We start from the raw sequence: 20748 nt of genomic DNA, 5'->3' as shown, positions 1-20748 counted from the left end.
GGCTTTACAGTTTGTGATCTGACCTGTCGAGCGGTCTGTTGTTTCACCTTAATAGCTGTTTGATGTCGTAGCATTAGAGCTTTTACTATATCATTTGTCATTCGATGTTTTATGAATCTTCGTGCAATAGGAAGAACATCTTCAAAGGATATTTTGTATTCATATTTCCTTTTTTTCTTTCCTTGCTCTTTATTTTTTTCTTCTGTAGCAAAGGCGTGAAGAAGTGAGGCAAAGTTATACATAATAAGTTTTGCATATACTTCTTGAATAATCAGTTCCCGATTAACCGAATGTAAATACACTAGTGAAAGCGCATATTTTAGGCGTCGGAAAGAAGTTTCAATAGACCATCTTTTCCAGTAAAGTTCTCGTAGATCCAGTGCAGAAAAATTTTTTAATGGTAAATTAGAAATCAAATATTCGTAGTTTCCATTTTCAAGTTGTATACAGGTGCATCGAATTTTCATGGTATATACACTTTTCTTATCATCAATCGGAATCAACTCGAAAGTTCTTTTATTTTTTACTATTTTCATTTTATCCCCATGACAAAGATGCTTGTTTTTTTTCGATCTTGTTACGTCCAAAACAATCTCTCTATCTGATTCTGTTTCAGCTGGCAGAATATCTTTCAGAAAAGCAGATGGTGCAGACGGAGATTTCCAGCGAATGAGAAAAAATTCCTTTTTTTCAATTAAATGAGCCATTGTGTTTAGCGAGGCATATCCTCTATCTGCGATAAGTATCGTATTTTCTGGCAGATTACAGTGATCGACCATATGACAGAAAGCCTGTGTTTCATTCATTTTAGGGCGTGGTTGGGTAACAGCAGTAATATACCTGTTTTCACAGATATCAAACAAAGCGTTCAAATGCATCTGAAAAAACACATTGTCACTTCGAGCCTGTTTTATACGATATTCAAAATCATTTTTATTAGTAGGAAGATTAATATCAGAACCATCTACTGCAACAAGATGAAACCCTTTATACGTTTTGGTAAAAGGAATTTTTTCATTAAAAGATTTTAAAAGATACGGGAAAAAATCAGCAGTTAGTTTTTTTCGCTGTTGTGTGAAAGCTGATTTAGATGGAACTTTCTTGTTTTGGGACATAAAAAAGTTAAATAATTCTGTATTTGTCCTATTCATGGTGAGGCAGAGAGTAGATTTTACCGTATCAGAAAAAGGACAGAGTCTGTGTCTGGTCATATCTGAACCTGGAGTATTAACATACAAATGAATATTTTTCTCTGCTGTTTCAAGAACAGAGAAGAAACGTTTTCGAATAGTTGCTGGTGTCATGTACATGTGTGGTACCTCCTTGAAGTAAAAATATATCTAACTTCAAAGGGCACCTTACTGATTATAATAATCAGTAAGGTGCCGCACATTTTTACGATTTTGTCAACTATTAATTTGAAAAAAGCTTAACTAAATGTTATTGGGACGGGGATTTCCGGCTTTTTTCATAGAAAAAAGCCGGAAAACTCCGTCCCTATCTGGTTCATGGATAACTACCGCAGGTATCTGGAAAAATAGTTAAGAAGTTAGCGGGTGAAAATATAGATTACGAGATTATCCTGTGATATATTTTAAGAACGAATCTGTGAATAGAAAGCATAGCATTAGATGGTTTTGGCTGTGCATGGAGATCCAAGAAAAGAGGTCATTGCATTAGGTCAGAAAATTCTTGATTACATTGAAGAAAAATATGATATCATATGAGTAATAAAACAGAATTTAAGGAGGAGACTGTAAATGAAATTATCAGATTTAGCAACAGGTTCTGATTGGACAGTGTGGATTGTCTTTGTGATATTTGCTGTACTTTCTATTATTTTACTTTCTGGACACGGAAGCTGGTTCATTTCTGGATATAATACAGCTTCAAAAGAAGAAAAGGAAAAATATAATGAAAAGAAGTTATGCAGAACAATGGGAATTGGAATGTCTATTATAGCAATTCTTCTATTAACTATGGGCTTGTTTGAAAATGTTTTACCTGCATTTTTTGTATATATTGCATCGGGAATTATTTTGGTTGATGTCGTGGTAATTATCATTTTAGGAAACACGCTATGCAGAAAGTAACAATTATTTACTACTCCAGAAACAACGGCTTTATTTGGAAATAAAAAGGCGAGATTTATCGGAAGAATATTAGGTATGATACTTATAGCGGTTGGAATATGGGTAGGGTTTATTTGATGACAATTTCAGTCTTTGGAGCAAATTAATCAGAAGTTGAGAGGAGAACTTTATAATGTTTATATTTTTATCTGTGTGTTAACTTTTAGTACCGCTATCTATGATTATATTGGGATATACGTGGAAAGATAAGCCTCCTAAAGATCGGCAGGGGAGTTCGGGATATCGAACTACTATGTCAAGGATGAATGATGAAACATGGAGATATGCACACAGGTGTTGGGGCTGGATAAACTTTGTTTTAGGAATTATCCTGGTGATACTATCGATTTTTATTTTGATTTTAACGAAAGATAATACAAACTTTGAAATAATTTCTGTTTATTTGGTGTTTTTACAATTAGGAATTATGGTGCTTACAATTATTCCGACAGAATTTTTGTTGCATAAGCATTTTACAAAGCAAGGAATGAAAAAATGAATATACATGAATTTTGGAAAGCAGTTCTCGTTCAAGATGAGAATGAAATCAGAAAATATTTTCATGAGGATGCATATGTAAATTGGCATTGTACGAATGAACATTTCAATCTGGACGAGTATATTATCGCGAATTGCGAATATCCCGGAGAATGGAATGGAGTGGTTGAAAGAACAGAAGAAATGGGTAATTTACTGGTAACAGTTGCTAATGTATATCCGAAGGATAAGAGTGTTTCATTCCATGTAACGTCATTTATTAAAATTATTAATGATAAGATTATTTCATTGGATGAGTATTGGGCTGATGATAGTGATGCTCCGCAATGGAGATTGGATAAGCATATTGGAACTGTGATAAAATGTGAACCAGATAGGGACGGGGATTTCCGGCTTTTTTCATAGAAAAAAAGCCGGAAAACTCCGTCCCTATCTGGTTTGCGTCCCTATCTGGTTTGCGTCCCTATCTGGTTTGCGTCCCTATCTGGTTTGCGTCCCTATCTGGTTTGCGATGTTAAGTGGTGTGTTTGATAATTACTGGAATCAGACAGAAACCTATGAGGCATTAAAATCCTATATAAAGTTAAATTATGATGGTCTGAAAGATGCAGTGGTACGGATGCTTGCAGGAGATAAAGTTCAGATTAATACGGGAACATTTTCTAATGATATGACGAGCTTTCAAGGAAAAGATGATGTGTTGACATTGTTAATTCATCTGGGATATTTGAGTTATCATTGGCCGGATAAGACAGTTACAATTCTAAATAAAGAAGTTTCACAGGAATATATTAATGCAATTAGTACAATGGACTGGTCAGAAGTGACAGCATCTGTTGAGGCTTCAAGATTAAGGAAAAGAAATATATAGATACTTTAAATCATTATCGGGGGAATTTGCTGTTGGTTGGAATCAATTATGATAAAATTACGAAAGAGCATACGTGTGTGATAGAGAAGGAATACAAAGTTGGAATCGGATTTCTTTGGATTTTTCAGACGTTCATCATTAAGGACGAATCCCTATCTGGTTCCTGGATAAAATAAAAAAATCATGCATTCATATGGGTTTCTGCCTAGTGCGTAAGAAGAGTCTTGAACCTTGTGCCGCATCGGAAACACTAATAGAAAGGGGATTTCCACACATCATCATGCCCAGATAACCATAGTGGTAACCAAAATATACTAAAAAGATGGGTTTGTGGCGAATTCTGTAAATTTGAGTAAAGGCTTAATCAATAAAATTCCTACGAATGCCAAATTAATAACCTTAAAATTATTAAAAATTAAAGTAACAGAAAAAAAATAACTGTACATATTGCATTAAAAAATAGAAAAAATATTGTATAATATGACAAAATGAACAAAACGGATTGACACATGTGTTAGATATATGTATTATAAGAATTAGAAAGTGTTATTTTTAAAGAAAAAATGAACCGGTTCACTTTTTGAAAACACGAAAACAAAAGATTCAGGAGGATGTTTATGAAAGCAAAAAAAGTATTGGCTATGACGTTAGCTACAGCAATGACAGTTGGTATGCTTGCAGGATGTGGATCTACAGGAGAGAATAAAGAAAGTGGTTCAGATAGTGAGCAGATCACATTAAATTATTGGACATGGTTCCCAAGTAAGGATCAGATTCAAGAAACAGTTGATGCGTTTGAAAAAGAAAATCCTAATATTAAGATAAATATGACAGTAATGGAAAGTAAAGCTTTCCAAGAGAAAGTCCCGCTGGCATTAAGTACAGAGGAAGATATTGATGTTATTGGAGTTCAGCCATCAGCATTTGCAGAAGAAGTTCAGGATTATCTGGCAAATCTGGATGAATTAATGCCAGAGATTGCTGGTGCAGATTGGAAAGATGCTTATTCAGAAAAATGTCTTGAGCAGGGAAATCAGCTGACAAGTGGAGATACAAAGATGCTTGTGCTTACAAATTCTGGTTCAATGGTAGGATTTTATAATGCAGCCCTGTTAAAGGATATCGGAGCAGAAGTTCCAAAGACATTTGCAGAGTACAAAGCAGTGGCAGAAGCATTTAAAGCTAAATATCCTGATAAATATGTAAGTGTATTTGCCGGAAAAGACTCTTGGGTTGTAGACGAAATGATGCTGACAGTTCTTGGCCAGCAGGGAGATTATTATAATAAGTGGAGATATGAAGGTGCCCCTGTTGACAGCGAAGAGTTTAAACAAGCAATCAATGGATTAAAGAAATATTTTGATGAAGGAATCTTCTCAGCAGATGTTCTTGACCTGGATTATGCAAGTGCAACAGAGGAATTCACAAATGGTGATGCTCTTGTTTACTATATGGGTTCTTGGGAAGCACCATTATTATCTAAGACATTAAGAGAAGGAAATGGAATCGAACTTGAAAATGTTGGAGCAATGGCTCTTCCGACAGCAGAGGATAATGGACAGCTTACAGTACGTTCTTATATCGACTCCGGGATCGGTGTAGTTGATTATTCAGAGAAGAAAGAAGCAGCAGCTAAGTTTGTTGCTTACCTTACATTAGGAGATGGAGCTGACATCTTTGGAAAACAGCTTACAGGAACTTCCGCTAAAAAGGATTTTACAGTAGATGCTTCTTTATTTGATACAGATGAATCCAAGGCTGGATGGGATACAGTTGTTGATCTGATTAATACAGCTACAGCTGACAGAAATAACGTTTCGGGATATTCTGATATTGAAGGTGCTGCAGTACAGAGTGTACTTAACGGATCTGCAACTACAGAGAGTGCATTGAAAGATCTTCAGAAAGAATGGACAAGTGGAAAATATTAATCAGTAAGACAATTGAGGATCTGATGTTAATATAAAAAGGGGGCTTTCAGCTGCATGACTGGTATGAAAAACAAGTAAAGCAGTTGATGGTCCCTTTTTTTACAGGAATTGAGGATATAAACATGACAAGTAAAAAGACAAAATCAAAGGTGATGAAAAGAAATAACAAGGCGGGATTTTTATTTCTCCTTCCGCTGATTGTTATTTTTATAGGATTATTAGGATATAGTTTTTATTTTCTAATTTCAAATAGTTTTAGAGATGTAACGATAACATTTCGCAGATCCGAATTTGTCGGTTTAGCGAATTATCAAACAATATTCAAAGATAAAAGTTTTTGGAAATCACTTTTAAATACTTTTATTTTATCAACGGCTAATATTTTTTGTGGTTTAACTTTTGGATTTATTATAGCAATCATACTGAATTTTAAAATTAAAGGAAAAAGATTTTTTCATGCATTGTTTTTTATTCCGTCAATGCTTCCGATTGCATTGATGGCAACAGTTTTTGGATCAATGCTCGAGTATAAGAATGGTATTGTGAATCAGATTTTAAGAGGAGTTGGACTTGGTGCACTTGCACAGAGATGGCTTGCAGATCCAAAACTAGCAATGGGAGCTGTATGTTCCGTATCTATTTTTATGATAGGTATTCCGATTATGTATTATACGGCTGATTTAACAACAATCAGCAGAAGCATTTTGGAGGCAGCTACAATTGATGGTGCAGGTATGAAAGACCAGTTATTACTTATTATTTTCCCAGTTTTGAAAAATACACACAAAACAATCATTCTTTCCATGCTTCTTGGTGGATTTAGAGAAATGGAACGTGTTTATTTGATGACAGATGGAGGTCCAGGAGGAAGCACAGAGATTATCGGAACCTATATTTATCGTGCTACACGATCAGCAGGATCAAATATAGGGCTCGTGTGTGCAGCTGCGATTATTGTATTAATTGTTGCATTTATTATTTCATTTATTCAGTTAAAGATAACATCAAAGAATTGGTAGGTGTTGGATATGAGAAAGAAAAAAGAAAAAGACTATGAACTCGAACAAGATTTATTTGCGATTTCAAAAGCGAACAGAAGAGTAATGATCATCTTCCTTATCATAATGTTAGCTTTGTGGTGTGTGCCTATTTATTCTTTGTTGAAAGATTCTTTAAAGGTACATGGAATAGAGAACTACTGGTATGTTCTTACAAATGAAGTAAATGGTGTTCCATTTTACCAATACTTTGTAAACTCCATTATCAATGCAGTATTTGCATCTGCATTACTGGTTCTAATCTGTTCATTTTCAGGATTTGCATTTTCTAAAATTGAATTTGCGGGAAGAAAAGTGATTTATAATCTTGTTTTAATGTGTCTTGCAATTTCAGGACCGATTTTGATTATACCTTTCTTCTATATTTATAAGACTGCACATTTGTATAATACACATTTAGCAATTATTCTTTCAGAGTGTTTGATTACAATTCCGTTTGGTGTACTTATGATGAAAAATTTCTTCGATGGACTTCCGACTGAATTGATGGAATCAGCAAATGTTGATGGTGCGTCTATCCAGCGTTGCTTTTTCAGTATTTATTTACCATTGGCAAAACCAGCGATCATTAACCTTGCTGTATTGCAGATTATGTGGTCTTTCCAGGATTTCCTTTTCCCATTGATGTTCCTTACGAAAGACAAGGCATATACAACAACAGTTGCAGTAAATGCATTTAAGGGAGCTTATGGAATGACACCGCAAAATTTGGGACGATATAATGCAGCTCTTGTATTGATATCTATTCCAAGTATCTTGATATTTACTTTTGCACAGAAATTTATTGTAAATGGAATTACTTCAGGTGCGGTAAAAGAATAGATATGAAAGGTTTAATGCTATGAATAAAACATTAAAATATATTTCACCGGCAAAATCATTTACAGAAGCGCTGCCACTAGGAAATGGATCTCTTGGAGCAATGGTTTATGGAGGCGTTCCAGAGGAAAAAATCACTTTAAATTATGACACATTTTGGTCAGGAACAGGACATAGAGAAGAAAAAGAAGTTGATGCAAGTACACTTGAGCAGGCAAGAAAATTAATCTTTGAAGGAAAATTCTGGGAAGCAGAAGAGTATATGAAGAAGAATATGCTCGGATTTTATAATGAGTCTTATATGCCTTTAGGAAGTCTCAGTTATGTGTTTGAAAAGGTCGATAAACCAGAAGAATATGTGCGATTCCTTGACTTAGAAAATGCTATATTTACTTCAAAATTCAAAAATCATGAAACAGAATATATCTCTAAGATGTTTATATCAAATCCGGCAAAAGCACTTGTAATTAAGATTACAGCCAGCGGAAAGGACACACTGGATTTAAAAGTGAAGCTTGATAGCGAAGTGCAGCATACAATCAAGACAGAAAAGGATTGCTGTTTGTATGTAAGCGGAAATGCGCCGTCTAATGTACAACCTAATTATGTTGCTTGTGAAAATCCGATTGTATATGATGAGAAGAATCCAGGAATGGCATTTTGTTGTTATTTGCAGGTTACTCATAAAGGTGGAACTGTTAGTGCAGATTTAGACGGCTTGAAAATTCAAGAAGCTGAAGAAGTAGTGTTTTACTTGACAGCAGCGGATGGATATAAGAAGTACAATCAAAGGATTGAAACGAATCCAGAAGTGTGTGAAAAGAGTTGCGGTGATCAGATTCAGAAGTTGAATTCAAAAACATATAAAGAACTTGAAGAAGAACATATAGCAGATTATCAAGCTGTTTATAAAAATGTATCCCTTGAATTAGAAGAAATAGAAAATGATCTACCAACAGATGAACGTTTGAAACATGTTCAGAATGGAAAACAGGATTTGGGGTTGTCATGTCTGTTTTTCCATTATAATCGTTATCTGATGATAGCATGTTCACGAAAAGGAACTCAACCGGCAAATTTACAAGGTATTTGGAGCGAAAGTATAAGACCTGTATGGAGCAGTAACTGGACAGTCAATATTAATACCGAAATGAACTATTGGCTTAACGGCCCATGTAATCTAATTGAAAGCTTTACACCATTTGTAGATTTTGTCGAAGAATTAAGTCATGCTGGAGAAGAAACAGCAAAGAAACAGTGTCATTGTTCAGGTTGGACAGCAAATCATAATGTTGATATATGGAGACAGACTGGTCCAGTAGATGGCGAGCCTAAATATGCGTACTGGCCGATGGGCGGTGTATGGTTGTGCTCACAAAGTTATGAATACTATAGATATTCAAGAGATTTGGAGTACTTGAAAAATAAAATATATCCATCATTGAGAGGATCTGTTTTGTTTTGTCTTGATTGGTTGCAACAAAGAGAAGATGGGCTTTATTATACAGTACCTTCTACTTCACCAGAAAATACATTTAAAGATGGGGAAGGACATGCTTGCGGCGTGAGTTACATGACAACTATGGATTTGGCAATTATAAAAGAATTATTTGCTAATTATTTGGAAGCATGTAATGTTCTTGGAATCAAAGAGGATTTGATCGAACAAGTGAATGAGCGCAGTAAGTTATTACCAAATTATCAGATTGGAAGAACAGGAAAGATTCAGGAATGGATTAAAGATTTCGAAGAATTTGATGTTGGACATCGACATTTCTCTCCGGTATTTGGATTCCATCCGGGACACTCAATAAAGAAAACAGATACTGAATTAGTAAAAGCATGTCAGAAGTTCATTGAAGAAAAGGTTGCAAACTATAAACAGCAAATAGGATGGAGTTGTGCATGGCTCATTAACTTGTGGGCAAGATTAGGTGATGGAACGAAAGCTAATTACTACTATGAAGAGTTGTTACGGCAATCAGTTTATAACAATCTTTTTGACCTTCATCCGCCATTAGGTGAAACGGAAGGAGAACGGGAAGTATTCCAGATCGACGGTAATTTTGGAAGTGCAAGTGCTGTTGCTGAAATGCTTTTGAGCAGTGAAGATGGAAAAATTACTATTCTTCCAGCATTACCAGAGAGTTGGGAAAGCGGAAAAGTAAAAGGTCTTCTGGCTGTAGGTGGAGTTGAGGTGGATATCGCATGGAAAAATAAAAAACCAATTTCGATTTCACTTTGTTCTTCTGTAGATCAGTTTATAAATATTTTTTATGGAAATAAGAAGTTAACGGAAAAAATAGAATTAAAAAAACAGGAGCAGCAAATCATAGATCTGCACTCCTGTGAATGGATTTAATCATGTTAATTGACGGATGCTTTCCTTATAATGCATGGTTGGTTTGTGCATTATCGTTTTTGGATAATCAGAGTAGTCACCACAAATACGTCTGTAAAGAAGTTTTCCAGCCTCTGTGCCCATGACATTAGTAGGCTGTTCTGCAAAAGACAGAGGTGGATTCACTACATTCGCAAGTGGAAAGTTGTCAAATCCAATAACTGAGATATCATCGGGTATTTTTAATCGTAAATAGTTAATTGCAAGATAAGCACCAATAGTCATATCATAGTTACTGATGAATATGGCTGTTGGTCTTTTTGAGAGTTTACACAAACGCATCATAGCTTCATAACCACCGTCTATACAGTAATCTCCGCATTGAATATAATCATCCGTAATCGGTAAACCAGCGTTTGTTATAGCTTTTTTATATCCGTTTAGACGTCCATTACTTGTATAATGATTCGGACTTCCGGTGATAATAGCAATATCTTTATGCCCTAAATCAATCAAACGTTGGGTAGATTCATATCCAGCCAGTTCATTATCAAGAACGATACAATCAGTTGCATGATCCTGGATTTCCTGGTCAAGTAGAATTAATGGAATATTACTTTTCTGAATCATCTCAATTTGTTTGCCATCGGAGGCATACGGAATCAGAACAATCCCATCAACCATACGATCAATTAGATACTGGGTTTTTCGCAATTCCATTTCTGCATTGTTGTGGCATTCGCATACAATAACACTATATCCTAAAGGTAATAATGTTGATTCGATTGATGAAATCATAGAAGTACAAAAAGTAGAATCCAACATTGGCAACAAAATAGCAACAGAGAAAGATTTTGCATTACGTAATCCTTTTGCTATGTTGTTTGGATGAAAATCAAGTTCTTTGATTGCTTCTTCTATAGCTAAACGAGTATTTTCTTTTACAGTTTTGCCATTAATGTATTTAGAAACTGTACCGACAGAGAGCCCGGCACGAGCGGCAACATCTCGAATTGTTGAAGCCAAAATAATGCCTCCCTTCGTAAATATGATAGTTATATAAAAATTTTAGCATAATTGATAAAAGAAATCAAAGGTTATGAAAAATGCTGTCCGTCTTCATAATATTTCATTTTGCGTAGACGATAGAATAACGGGAAATCACTCGACTATATATACTAGGTGTGTTAGTATATATGAAATAAATAAACTTATTAAAATGGGGAAAATAAAATGAGAAAAAGGCATAGTTTAAAGAAAGAATTAACTGTTTTTATACTGATGGCATCATTAGTAACTTTGTTATCAGTGGCGATAGCAGTATGCTATGTGTTTTTCTCATTTTTTTTCAAAAATACGCAGGAAGATATAGAATATGTACTCAATAATACAACACAACAGTACCAGTCACATATGCAATTTATAGAAGATGGAGCAATTGCTATAAGACATAATAGTCTGTTGGAGAGTTTTTTTCAATGCGATGAATATGATTCAGAAGAAGCAAAAAAACAATTAGTATATAGTATGGAGTTATTTGCGGAAAGAAATAGAGTCAATCAGCAATATCCATTTGTTAAGAGTATGTATCTGTTTAATAATCAGGAAAAGTGTGTGAAAGAGCATTATTATGCTATAACACTGAACAGTGAAAAGGAAGAGGAAATATATTATCAAAATATGCAACAGTGGTTCAAATTAGAAAAAAATAGATATGCATGTGTTACAGATAGAGAGAATCTGAATATTCTTTTTCGTATCTATGATGATAATATGAAAGAGAAAGGAATCGGCATAGCACAAATTAGTTGTGATGCAATTCGAGAAATATTTAAGGAGGTAGAAGACTATCAGGATTATTCTTGGATTGTATTATCTAATAATGATTTGATGTTGCTATCAGGTGGAGATGAGAAACAAAATGAGCTGATGAAAGAAACATCTGTAGCTTGGGCGGGAAATAAGGAAATAGACGGAATAAAAGTAATAGGGAGTGCGGATTCGAGCGGATTTGGAACAAGAACCATTATTGCTGTGGGACAGAGTAATATTTTAGCAATTTTACAACCAACGTTATTTATCTTCTTGGTCGGACTTGTTATTGTAATACTCTTTACATTTTGTGTTTCCTACGGACTTAGTTATCGCTTTTCAAAACCAGTGACGAGGATGATCTCAAATATTCGTGCATTTGGAAAGCAGAACCTGGATGTGAGAATGGAGGATTCTACAATACAGGAATTTCATGACATTGGACAAGTGTTTAATGAGATGGCAGATCGAATAGAATATTTGATCACAGAGGTATACGAAAAGCAGTTATTGGCTACTAAATCACAGGTGAAATATCTTCAATCGCAGCTTAACCCTCATTTTCAGTTTAATATACTTGCGATGCTCAGTCTTAAAGCGAAAATGTCGGGCAACGAGGAATTATATGAAAGTTTGAATGCTTTTTCTAAATTAATGCAAGGTAAAATTTTCCGTGATAAGGAAATAAAAATAAAAGTGAAGGAAGAGCTGGAAATTGTTCAATTCTATTTATTTTTGCAAAAAGAACGTTATCAAGATAAATTGATGTATGAAATTAATTTATCAGACGAACAGATAAAAGAGAATCTTATTCCGCGACTTTTGATTGAGCCACTTGTGGAAAATGCTGTCTCACATGGATTGGAACCTCAAAAAGAGAGAGGAATGATAAAAGTATGTTTGTATGAGGAAAGTTCGTCAGAGAAATCTTCAAGGGAAGAAAAAATCAATAATACAGAACAGATAAAGAGGCTCCATATTATTGTTGAGGACAACGGAGTTGGAATGGATTATGAAAAGCTAAATGAGAATTATGAGAAAGAAACTTTGGAGAATGGGGAAATAGGTCATACTCATACAGGATTAAAAAACACACAAAGAATGTTACGGATTTTGTATGGCGAAGATTATGAACTTGACATTGAGAGTAAAAAAGGAAAAGGAACTAAAATTGAAATTATTCTTCCGTCAGAAAGGGGGACAATGTTATGTGGAAAGTAGTTGCGGCAGATGACGAAGGTTATATAAGAGAAGCATTAAAAAAACTCATTAATTGGGAAAAAATGGATTGTAATTTGATAGAAGTGTTAGAGGACGGACAAGAGCTTATCGAATGTATCGAAAAAGAATCACCGGATATTGTTATTACGGATATTCAGATGCCGGAAGTAAATGGACTTGATGTGTGCAAATATTTATATGAAACCAGACCTGAAACACAAGTAATAATATTAACGGCATATTCTAACTTTGATTATGCAAAATCTGCAATCAAATACAGTGCATGTGAATATGTTTTGAAGATTGCGATTATGGATGAACTTCCGGAAGCGTTAGGAAAAGCAATAGGAAAGCTATTAAAACTGAAAAAAGAAGTCGAGAAAGAGGAAGTTGTAATACCAGAGCAAAAGACACTTCTTCAGCAGATTGAACAATATGTAGAGCAAAATTATAAAAGCAAGATTTCTTTGGATGAAATAGCAGATGAATTGCATGTCAATAGAAGTTATCTAAGTAGATTTTATAAAAATAAAACAGGTGTAAATCTTTTTGACGAGATATTAAAGCTTCGAATAGAGTCGGCAAAAGAATATCTCTTAAAAACAGATATGAAAACTTACGAAGTTTCGGAAGCGGTTGGATTTGAAGATGCAGGTTATTTTTCAAAGATGTTTAAAAAAATTATGGGTGTTTCACCGAAGGAATTTAGGAAGCGAGAAAAGGATGAAAAGAAGAATTAGGCAAGTTGCATTTGTATTGGGAATACTGATAAGCTGCTGTTTGCTAGGTGGTTGTGAAGGCGAAGACAAACATAATGTCTCAATTACTTTAATTCATGCCTGGGGCGGTACAGAAAAAGATCATGCTGAAATGAGAGATATTTACGCTGAGTTTCAAAAAGAGTATCCGGAGATTGACTTACAGATTATTTCGATGCCGACGAGTGAAGAGATGATGAGAAAGGTAGAAGATATGGTAATGGTTGGTAATGTTCCGGATATTATCTCTTTTAGTGGAGTTGGTGAAAATTGTCTGTATGATTTTTTAGTTGAAAATGATATGGCATTAGATATTCAGCCATATATAGAGCGAGATAATGATTTTTCCCAAAGCATATCAGATGTGAATAAGGAATATTGGAAAACCAAGAATGGAGAGTTGTATTCTGTGTCAGATGTTCTTATGTTAAGTGGTGGATATTGGTACAATGAGGATATTTTAAATGCAGCAGGAATTGAGCAAGTGCCGAAAAGTTGGGATGAATTTCAGATGATGTGTAACCAGATTAGTGATTGGGCATTGAAAGAAGGAACAGAGATAACAGCACTTCAACCAGCGGCAGAGGGATATTTATATTGTATAGATCATATGCTTTCAGGTAGTGAACAAGCCAGGACAAAGGGACAGCAGTTTGTATATCAAGAGGAAGAGTTCACTACTGCGATAAATCAGCTGAAACAATTGTATAGTTTATCTGTTTCAAAAACTCCAGAGTATAGTTATCGAGATGAAACGAATCTCTTCAATGAAGGAAAACTGGCAATTTACATCAATGGTGTATGGAGTGCTCCAATGATTTCAGATGATATTAATGCAAAGTATGCTTTACTTCCATCATGTACAGAAAAAACTGTATCATGTGAATCTTCAGGTCTTGGATATGTATTAGGAAAGAGTGGAAATGAAGAAAGACAGGAAGCGGCAGTAAGCTTTTTAAAGTATATGCTTAGCAAAGATGTTCAGTTACAGATTCTTGAGAGGACGGAACAAATTCCGGCGAATCCGGATGTTTCGGTAGAGCTATATAAGGAAAATAAAGATAAATTATATCAAGCGGTATCATTGGTTCTTGAAGCTGATGAAAAAATAGAAGTTCCAAGTAACATCTGGTCACTAGAACAAAAAAATTATTTTACTGAATCAATTTTTGATTTATTGGCGGGAACAATTTCAGTACAAGAATTTGAAGAAAATATAAAAATGAAATAGTTGGAGAGAGTGCATATTGACTTAAAGTGAGTTGATACGCACTTTTTCTTTGTGCAAAACATGCAAAATATTGACAATAGGTAAAAATAATCCATGTTTTATTTAGCTATGTGTAAATAATACGCATGTTATTGTCAATACCATACATTCAAAATGCACAAAAAGTAAGGTAGAATTAATTCAACAAATAAGGAGAAACATAGGAGGAAAAAAGATGAGAAAGAAATTGGTAAGTGTACTTCTAGTAGCAGCAATGGGTGTATCCGTATTAGCAGGATGTGGAAGCAGTTCAGGAAACGAAGGAGATAAGAAAGCTTCCGGTGATGAAAATGTTTTGGAGTTTTATCATGGATATTATCAGGATGAAAGTGAATGGCCGGCAGCACAGGTAATGAGAGATATTTATGATGAATTTGCACAGGAACATGCAGACGGAGATGTAACTTTTAAACCGATTGCTGTTGAGAACAGAGATGATATTGTTAGTGCACAGGTTGCTGGTGGATCATACCCGGATATGGTAGATGTTGGAGGAAATGGAGTACCACAGGCTGCAATTTCACAGGAGCTTGTTTATGATCTGAAGCCATATATTGATGAAAATAATCTTCAGGACGCAGTAGGACTTAACTATACACAGCATGATCTAGATGGTCATATTTATGCTGTACATGATCAGATTGAAAGCCGTGGTCTTTGGTATAACGCAGCGCTGTTTGAAAAAGCAGGTGTTTCTGCAGATGCATTTGCAGACTGGAATACATTCAAAGATGCAATGACAAAGATTGCAGGTTTAGGTGATGAATCTTATGGATATATTGCCGGACAGGGATCTGGATGCATTATAAATGCAATTATGGCATCTACAGACGCTGGAAAGAAGATGGTAGAGTCTGAGTTGACAGAAGATATTATTAATTCTGATGAGTTTGCTAATGCATTCAAGACAACAGCAAAATTAGATCAGGCAAATGGTTCAGAGCATACAACAGATGATAATGGAAATCTGATGGCTGAGTTTAATACAAATGGAAAAGTAGGAGTACTTTTCAATGGTGTATGGAACGCAAGTGGAATTGATGAATCTTTAGTTGATGCTATTGAGCCTGCACTGTTCCCGGGAAATATCTCTATTTCATCAGCAGGTGGCGGACTTACAGTTGCAAACAACATGAGTGAAGAGAAAACAGCACTTGCACTTGAATTTGTTAAGTATATGACAAGTGCGGAAGTTCAGGAAAAAATCTTTACAGGTGTTCAGGCAAACCCATGTAACACAACAGTGGATCTGAATGCACTTGCAGAGAAGAGTGGAGATGCTGCCACAATGAAGCTTGCTGAAGCATGTGCTCAGGTTAACGAAGCAGATACAATTGTAATCGACATGAAATATACATGGGGATCTGATGTTAACAAAGCGATTATAAACGCACTTATGGAGTGTGCTGTTTCAGGAACAGACATCGATGCAAGATTTGAGGCACTCCAGAAAGAATTACTTGCATTAATCGGTTAATTATAAATGATTTAGTTTCAATGGGGGAGGGGAGCTATTGTCCCTTCCCATTTTTGTTGGAGGTATTAAATTGAAAGAGAATCTTAGCTATAAGAAGAAAAAAAGTAAATTGGGTATGAGGCGCACAGGATTTATTATTGCTTTTTTGACGCCGACAATTCTGGCGTTTTGTGTGTTTTATCTTTATCCAATTATTACAGTATTTGCAACATCTTTCTGTAAGTGGGATTACAGTAATATTACATCTCCGGAATTTTTTGGGTTTCAGGATTTATGGAACAACTATGAGTACATATTAAAAAAATATCCATTCTTTTGGGAAGCACTTAAAAACTCTGCAACTTGGGCACTCCTTGGTGCAATAGTTCAGATTCCAATTGCTACCTTGATAGCACTTGCATTATCAAGAAAGGTAAAGGGAATTAAGTTTGTACGAAATGTTTACATTATTCCGAATATGATTTCCACAGCGGCGATGGGAGTGATTTTTTTACAGTTATATAATCCATCCTATGGAATTATCAATCCTATCATTAGAATTTTCAACAAGGACTTTACAGATAGTATTCTGTTGTTAAAAGGACCGGCATTTATTGCTATGACATGTGCATATATCTTCTTTACAGGAACAACAACATTAATGATACTTGGTAATATCATGGCAGTTCCGGAAGAAGTGAGAGAAGCGGCAATGTTAGATGGAGCCAGTGGATTAAAGCAGGATTGGTTCATTACAATTCCAATGATTAAAGGAACGCTGAAAACAGTATCTGTGCTTGCGGCAACCTCAGGATTCCTTCTTTACAACGAAGTTTATTTCCTGACAAAAGGAGCAGCGGGAACGTACAGTATCAGTTATGTGATTCGAGAGTTAGCAATCACAAGTCCGAGGACTCAGTTTGGACGAGCAAATGCGGTGGCTATGATACAGATTTTAGCAGGTATGGTCATTATTCTTGTAATTAATTTCGCATACAGTGTTTCATTCAAAAAAGAGAAACATTAGGGAGGAGCGTGATAAATAATGAAAAAATCTTTACATGGAAAAACAGTAAAAAATATGCCGACAGGGACTAAAATCGTTACATATATCTGTTTAGCATGGGCACTGATTGTATCACTCGTACCATTAGTATGGTTGGGATTATCAAGTTTGAAAAAAGATCCTATGGCAAGACCAGGATTTCAGCTTCCGGAGTCGATTTGCATTGATGGATATATTTCTACATTTAAAGACCTTCATGTACTTCGTTATTTTGGAAACAGTTTGTTTGTTGCAGGCGTATCTGTATTGATCAGTGTGGTTATGATCTCTATGTCAGCGTATGTAGTGGCAAGAATGGAATTTCGTGGTAAAGCACTGGTAAATATTCTTTTATATTCCACTATGTTTATTCCCGCAACAGCTTTAACATATCCGGTATATAACCTTATTAATAATCTGCATTTATATGATACTCGTGCAGCATTAATTTTAATTTATTCTTGCAGTGGTATCGCAGTCAGCTTCTTTGTTATAAAAAATTATTATGACAATATTCCAAAAGAGTTGGAGGAAGCTGCAAGAATTGATGGTTGTACTTATTTCCAAACATGGGTAAAAGTTATTTTCCCAATTGCACGACCGGGAATTATGACAGCTGCAGTTTTAGCTTTCTTAAGTAACTGGAATGAATATTACTGGGCATCACTTGTACTGATCACAAGAGAAAAATTAACAGTTCCGGCATTGCTGTCAACATTTACAACATCATTTAATACGAACTATAACGGACTGTTTTCAGCAATGGTTGTTATCATTCTTCCACCGGTAATCTTATATTGCGTATTTAGTAAATTCTTTATTGAAGCATTATCCGGCGGTGCTGTGAAAGGGTAATTGTAGATAATTGAAAGACGAGGAGAAAATAAATGAATCAGGAAATTAGAGAACGAACAAAGTGGTTTATGGATGCACGATTTGGAATGTTTATACATTGGGGATTATATTCAATTCCGGCTTGTGGTGAATGGGTTATGTCAGAAAGAGAGATGACTGTAGAAGAATACAGGCCATATTTTGAACAATTTGATCCTGTAGATTATGATCCAAAAAAATGGGTTCGATTAGCCAAAGAAGCAGGAATGAAATATGTGGTATTAACTGCAAAACACCATGATGGTTTTTGTTTGTTTGATTCCAAACTTACAGATTATAAATCAACAAATACAAAAGCCGGACGTGATCTGGTAAGGGAATTTGTAGATGCATGTAGAGAAGAGGATTTAAAGGTAGGACTTTATTTTTCCATTATTGACTGGAAACATCCGGATTTCCCGAAATATGGAGATCGTCAGCACCCGATGAGAAATAATGAAGCCTATAAGGATGAAAAAATCGACTTTGACAGATATTTGGATTACATGCACGGACAGGTAAAAGAACTTGTTACAAATTATGGAAAATTAGATTTATTGTGGTTTGATTTTTCTTATGATGACATGACGGGTGAAAGATGGAAAGCAACAGAATTGATCAAAATGGTACGTCATTATCAGCCGGATGTAATCATTGACAATCGTTTGGAAGGCGCTGGAGATAACCATGGAAGTATTGCAACAGATAATCCGTTAATTTACAGTGGTGATTTTGCAAGTCCGGAACAGATCATTCCACCCAAAGGAGTATGTGATATCAATGGAGAACCAATTCCATGGGAACTTTGCGCAACAATGAATAATCACTGGGGATATTGCAACTTCGACCATCAGTATAAAACACCTGAGATGTTGGTGAGAAAACTTGTAGAGTGTGTTAGCAAGGGTGGTAACATGATTTTGAATGTAGGACCTGATGCGAAAGGAAACATTCCAAAGGAAAGTGTTGAAATACTCAAAGAAGTTGGAAACTGGATGGATAAGAATAAAGAAAGTATTTATGGATGTGGAATATCAGATCTTGAGAAACCTGATTGGGGAAGATATACAGAGAAAGACGGAGTGATTTATGCACATGTTTACGAGACACCTTTAGGAGCACTTCCGCTCTATGGAATCAGTCCTGAAAAACTGGATAGAATTACATATTTAGCTGATGGAAGTGAAGTGAAAAGAGGAGAAGCATGGAATACAGCTCTTTATACAGATGTTGCATTTGTATCATTTGGAGATGATCCGGTATTTACTTATCCATTGCCAGATGAAAAAGACACTGTATTAAAAATTCAACTCAAGAATTGAGAATGAGGAAGGAAGAAAAACGATGAAGCAGGTAACCAGTATTTTGATTGGGGCAGGATTGAGGGGTGGCTATGTATATTCTCAGTATGCATTGGATCACCCAGATGAATTTAAAGTGGTAGCTGTGGCAGAACCAGACCAAGAACGTAGAGAACTTTTTGCGGCAAAACATAATATTCCAAAAGAGCTACAGTATGAATCATATGAAGAATTATTACAACAAGACAAAATTGCAGATTGTGCTATGATTTGTACACAGGATAAAATGCATTATGAACCGGTTACTATGGCATTGCAAAAAGGATATCATGTTTTATGTGAAAAACCGATGTCTCCAAATAAAGACGAAATTGTAAAAATGGGAGCAATGGCAAAGAAATATAATCGAATATTATCAGTATGTCATGTTTTGCGCTACTCACCTTTTTTCTCAAAAATAAAAGAAATTTTAGACGAGGAAAGAATTGGAAGAATGATGTCAATTCAGCATATTGAGGAAGTAGGATATTGGCATCATGCACATAGCTTTGTGAGAGGAAATTGGAGAAATAAAGAAGAATCAAGTCCAATGATATTGCAGAAATGCTGTCATGATATGGATATTATGTTATGGTTAGCTGATAGTAAGTGTAAAAAAATTAGTTCTTTTGGAGAACTTACATATTTTACAGAAGAAAATGCACCTGTAAATGCACCGAGATATTGCATGGACGGATGTGAACATAGAGATAAATGTCCGTTTTATGCACCACGTTTTTACTTAGAACATCCGAAAGCTGTGGAAGACGGACTGGTATATGCAGTAACTGATCAGGCAGATTCAGAACATGTCCTAGAGGAGTTAAAGAAAGGACCTTATGGAAGATGTGTGTTCCATTCTGATAATACAGTTGTGGATCATCAGACAGTAGATATCGAATTTGAAAACCAAGTTACAGCTTCATTTTTGATGACAGCGTTTACAAATCAGTGCGCAAGAAGAATTCGAATTATGGGAACTAAAGGCGAATTAAAAGGTGATATGGAGGCAGGAACAATAGAAATCATAGATTTTGTAAGTGGAACAAATGATTTGATTCAACTTCATACACCTTCAAAGGGACATAGCGGAAGTGATATGAATATGATGCGTGAGTTTGTTCGTATGGTTGGAGAAGGAAAAACAGGAAAAACAGATGCGTCAGTTTCTGTGGCAAGTCATTTGATGGCTCTTGCAGCTGAAGAGGCCAGAATTAGAAAAACTGTGATTGATTTTGAAGAATACAGTGCCTACGAGACAAAATAGAAAATGAAAAACATAAAATGATGAAGGAATTTATCCTCAGCATTTATGGGAAGGGA

18 protein-coding genes are annotated in these 20748 nt (G+C 35.2%); 16 read left to right on the top strand and 2 right to left on the bottom strand.

Going from position 1 to position 20748, the window contains the following annotated elements:
• Positions 1 to 1310, bottom strand: a 1310-nt coding sequence (locus D8Q48_RS14120) for an IS4 family transposase (RefSeq protein WP_121056924.1), incomplete at its 3' end; no start/stop codon positions are given.
• A 450-nt stretch (positions 1311 to 1760) separates the two neighbouring features.
• Here D8Q48_RS14120 and D8Q48_RS14115 point away from each other — a divergent pair.
• The 8 genes from D8Q48_RS14115 (at position 1761) to D8Q48_RS14080 (ending at position 9671) form a co-directional block, all read left to right on the top strand.
• A complete protein-coding gene (locus D8Q48_RS14115; protein ID WP_117990845.1) occupies positions 1761 to 2093 on the top strand; it encodes a DUF3784 domain-containing protein in 333 nt (110 codons plus the stop codon).
• Positions 2094 to 2310: 217 nt separating this feature from the next.
• Positions 2311 to 2631 (top strand): SdpI family protein, encoded by a 321-nt coding sequence (locus D8Q48_RS14110; RefSeq protein ID WP_121056922.1) that lies wholly within the window; start codon positions 2311 to 2313, stop codon positions 2629 to 2631.
• The gene (locus D8Q48_RS14105; RefSeq protein ID WP_117990850.1) at positions 2628 to 3035 is read left to right on the top strand and encodes a nuclear transport factor 2 family protein; all 408 of its coding nucleotides are present in this window, start codon (positions 2628 to 2630) and stop codon (positions 3033 to 3035) included. The genes D8Q48_RS14110 and D8Q48_RS14105 overlap by 4 nt, the downstream gene beginning before the upstream one ends.
• Complete coding sequence (locus tag D8Q48_RS14100) at positions 2995 to 3501, top strand: hypothetical protein (protein WP_347562306.1); 507 nt, start codon at positions 2995 to 2997, stop codon at positions 3499 to 3501. Before D8Q48_RS14105 ends, D8Q48_RS14100 begins: the two co-directional genes overlap by 41 nt.
• Positions 3502 to 4118: 617 nt before the next feature.
• Positions 4119 to 5432, top strand: coding sequence for an ABC transporter substrate-binding protein (locus tag D8Q48_RS14095; protein WP_172697010.1), 1314 nt, complete (start codon positions 4119 to 4121; stop codon positions 5430 to 5432).
• 122 nt (positions 5433 to 5554) lie between these two features.
• Complete coding sequence (locus D8Q48_RS14090) at positions 5555 to 6451, top strand: sugar ABC transporter permease (RefSeq protein WP_121056920.1); 897 nt, start codon at positions 5555 to 5557, stop codon at positions 6449 to 6451.
• Positions 6452 to 6460: 9 nt separating this feature from the next.
• On the top strand, positions 6461 to 7312 hold the full coding sequence (locus D8Q48_RS14085; RefSeq protein ID WP_118688824.1) for a carbohydrate ABC transporter permease: 852 nt from the start codon (positions 6461 to 6463) through the stop codon (positions 7310 to 7312).
• Between the two features lie 19 nt (positions 7313 to 7331).
• Complete coding sequence (locus D8Q48_RS14080) at positions 7332 to 9671, top strand: glycoside hydrolase family 95 protein (RefSeq protein ID WP_121056918.1); 2340 nt, start codon at positions 7332 to 7334, stop codon at positions 9669 to 9671.
• On the opposite strand, the gene D8Q48_RS14075 is transcribed toward D8Q48_RS14080, so the two are convergent.
• On the bottom strand, positions 9672 to 10676 hold the full coding sequence (locus D8Q48_RS14075) for a LacI family DNA-binding transcriptional regulator (protein WP_117990864.1): 1005 nt from the start codon (positions 10674 to 10676) through the stop codon (positions 9672 to 9674).
• A gap of 207 nt (positions 10677 to 10883) precedes the next feature.
• On the opposite strand from D8Q48_RS14075, the gene D8Q48_RS14070 reads away from it, so the two are divergent.
• The 8 genes from D8Q48_RS14070 (at position 10884) to D8Q48_RS14035 (ending at position 20692) form a co-directional block, all read left to right on the top strand.
• Positions 10884 to 12683 carry a histidine kinase gene (locus D8Q48_RS14070; RefSeq protein ID WP_118688826.1) on the top strand — a complete coding sequence of 600 codons (1800 nt, stop codon included), beginning with the start codon at positions 10884 to 10886 and terminating at the stop codon, positions 12681 to 12683.
• Entirely contained in the window at positions 12671 to 13423 is a 753-nt protein-coding gene (locus tag D8Q48_RS14065) for a response regulator (RefSeq protein ID WP_117990869.1), read from the top strand. The genes D8Q48_RS14070 and D8Q48_RS14065 overlap by 13 nt, the downstream gene beginning before the upstream one ends.
• Positions 13407 to 14672, top strand: a complete 1266-nt coding sequence (locus tag D8Q48_RS14060) for an extracellular solute-binding protein (protein ID WP_117990871.1) — start codon at positions 13407 to 13409, stop codon at positions 14670 to 14672. The genes D8Q48_RS14065 and D8Q48_RS14060 overlap by 17 nt, the downstream gene beginning before the upstream one ends.
• A 214-nt stretch (positions 14673 to 14886) precedes the next feature.
• Positions 14887 to 16188, top strand: a complete 1302-nt coding sequence (locus tag D8Q48_RS14055) for an ABC transporter substrate-binding protein (protein WP_117990874.1) — start codon at positions 14887 to 14889, stop codon at positions 16186 to 16188.
• A gap of 70 nt (positions 16189 to 16258) precedes the next feature.
• The gene (locus D8Q48_RS14050; protein ID WP_330514699.1) at positions 16259 to 17194 is read left to right on the top strand and encodes a sugar ABC transporter permease; all 936 of its coding nucleotides are present in this window, start codon (positions 16259 to 16261) and stop codon (positions 17192 to 17194) included.
• Between the two features lie 18 nt (positions 17195 to 17212).
• The gene (locus D8Q48_RS14045; RefSeq protein WP_117990877.1) at positions 17213 to 18067 is read left to right on the top strand and encodes a carbohydrate ABC transporter permease; all 855 of its coding nucleotides are present in this window, start codon (positions 17213 to 17215) and stop codon (positions 18065 to 18067) included.
• A 32-nt stretch (positions 18068 to 18099) separates the two neighbouring features.
• A complete protein-coding gene (locus D8Q48_RS14040; protein ID WP_121056916.1) occupies positions 18100 to 19407 on the top strand; it encodes an alpha-L-fucosidase in 1308 nt (435 codons plus the stop codon).
• 22 nt (positions 19408 to 19429) lie between these two features.
• A complete protein-coding gene (locus tag D8Q48_RS14035; RefSeq protein WP_121056914.1) occupies positions 19430 to 20692 on the top strand; it encodes a Gfo/Idh/MocA family oxidoreductase in 1263 nt (420 codons plus the stop codon).
• Positions 20693 to 20748: the final 56 nt, after the last annotated feature.

Origin of the sequence: Ruminococcus sp. B05, from assembly GCF_003628495.1 — a bacterium.
Lineage (GTDB): Bacteria > Bacillota > Clostridia > Lachnospirales > Lachnospiraceae > Schaedlerella > Schaedlerella hominis.
Note: the sequence above shows the minus strand (reverse complement) of the source record. Positions and strands in the feature narration are given on the sequence as shown.

Excerpts from the sequence above, each read along its gene's own strand:
- D8Q48_RS14105 (WP_117990850.1), top strand. The coding sequence starts at position 2,628 with ATGAATATACATGAATTTTGGAAAGCAGTTCTCGTTCAAGATGAGAAT.
- D8Q48_RS14085 (WP_118688824.1), top strand. The coding sequence starts at position 6,461 with ATGAGAAAGAAAAAAGAAAAAGACTATGAACTCGAACAAGATTTATTT.
- D8Q48_RS14040 (WP_121056916.1), top strand. The coding sequence starts at position 18,100 with ATGAATCAGGAAATTAGAGAACGAACAAAGTGGTTTATGGATGCACGA.
- D8Q48_RS14035 (WP_121056914.1), top strand. The coding sequence starts at position 19,430 with ATGAAGCAGGTAACCAGTATTTTGATTGGGGCAGGATTGAGGGGTGGC.
- D8Q48_RS14090 (WP_121056920.1), top strand. The coding sequence starts at position 5,555 with ATGACAAGTAAAAAGACAAAATCAAAGGTGATGAAAAGAAATAACAAG.
- D8Q48_RS14080 (WP_121056918.1), top strand. The coding sequence starts at position 7,332 with ATGAATAAAACATTAAAATATATTTCACCGGCAAAATCATTTACAGAA.
- D8Q48_RS14065 (WP_117990869.1), top strand. The coding sequence starts at position 12,671 with ATGTGGAAAGTAGTTGCGGCAGATGACGAAGGTTATATAAGAGAAGCA.
- D8Q48_RS14115 (WP_117990845.1), top strand. The coding sequence starts at position 1,761 with ATGAAATTATCAGATTTAGCAACAGGTTCTGATTGGACAGTGTGGATT.
- D8Q48_RS14070 (WP_118688826.1), top strand. The coding sequence starts at position 10,884 with ATGAGAAAAAGGCATAGTTTAAAGAAAGAATTAACTGTTTTTATACTG.
- D8Q48_RS14045 (WP_117990877.1), top strand. The coding sequence starts at position 17,213 with ATGAAAAAATCTTTACATGGAAAAACAGTAAAAAATATGCCGACAGGG.
- D8Q48_RS14055 (WP_117990874.1), top strand. The coding sequence starts at position 14,887 with ATGAGAAAGAAATTGGTAAGTGTACTTCTAGTAGCAGCAATGGGTGTA.
- D8Q48_RS14110 (WP_121056922.1), top strand. The coding sequence starts at position 2,311 with ATGATTATATTGGGATATACGTGGAAAGATAAGCCTCCTAAAGATCGG.
- D8Q48_RS14060 (WP_117990871.1), top strand. The coding sequence starts at position 13,407 with ATGAAAAGAAGAATTAGGCAAGTTGCATTTGTATTGGGAATACTGATA.
- D8Q48_RS14095 (WP_172697010.1), top strand. The coding sequence starts at position 4,119 with ATGAAAGCAAAAAAAGTATTGGCTATGACGTTAGCTACAGCAATGACA.